At 70.2% G+C, this 931-nt stretch carries 1 protein-coding gene; it reads right to left on the bottom strand.

The genetic code is table 11. The annotated features are described in order from the left end of the window. Positions 1-931, bottom strand: a 931-nt coding sequence (locus tag IE329_RS39965; protein WP_190215982.1) for a 2-oxoacid:ferredoxin oxidoreductase subunit beta, incomplete at both ends; no start/stop codon positions are given.

Raw genomic sequence — 931 nt, 5'->3', positions numbered from 1 at the left:
GGCGGTGGCGGTGGCCAGCTGCTCGGCCATCAGCACGTCGTAGACCGGCCGCCGGACGCTGCGCAGCACCCCGATGGGGGTGTGGTGGAGGGTGTCGGCGTCGGCGATCCGGGACAGGGCGAAGGCCGTCGAGGGGCCGGGCGCGTGGGCGTCGTGGACCAGGACGGAGGCCTCGTTGTCCGCCGTCACGGGTGCCACCCGCAGTTCGCCGGAGGCAGGGTCGCGGAAGACGCCCTGGCCCCGGTCCGCGCCGAACCGCACCGGCTTCCCGTGCTCCAGGCGGATCAGCGCCTCGTCCCGGGTGCCCGGCTCCTTCAGGACCTCGAAGGCGCCGTCGTTGAAGATGTTGCAGTTCTGGTAGATCTCCACCAGCGCGGTGCCCTCGTGCTCGGCGGCCGCCCGCAGCACCGAGGTCAGGTGCTGGCGGTCGGAGTCGATGGTGCGGGCCACGAACGTGGCCTCGGCGCCGATCGCCAGCGACAGCGGGTTGAACGGCGCGTCCAGCGACCCCATCGGCGTCGACTTGGTGATCTTCCCGATCTCGCTGGTCGGCGAGTACTGGCCCTTCGTCAGGCCGTAGATCCGGTTGTTGAACAGCAGGATCTTCAGGTTCACGTTCCGCCGCAGCGCGTGGATCAGATGGTTCCCGCCGATCGACAGCGCGTCGCCGTCACCGGTCACCACCCACACCGACAGGTCCTGCCGGGACGCCGCCAGCCCCGTCGCGATCGCCGGCGCCCGCCCGTGGATCGAGTGCATCCCGTAGGTGTTCATGTAGTACGGGAACCGCGACGAGCACCCGATCCCGGAGACGAAGACGGTGTTCTCGCGCCGGATCCCCAGCTCCGGCATGAACGCCTGCACCGCCGCCAGGATCGCGTAGTCCCCGCACCCCGGACACCACCGCACCTCCTGATCCGTCTTGAAGTCC

It is taken from the genome of Kitasatospora indigofera (assembly GCF_014655955.1).
Classification (GTDB): Bacteria; Actinomycetota; Actinomycetes; order Streptomycetales; family Streptomycetaceae; genus Kitasatospora; species Kitasatospora indigofera.
Note: the sequence above shows the minus strand (reverse complement) of the source record. Positions and strands in the feature narration are given on the sequence as shown.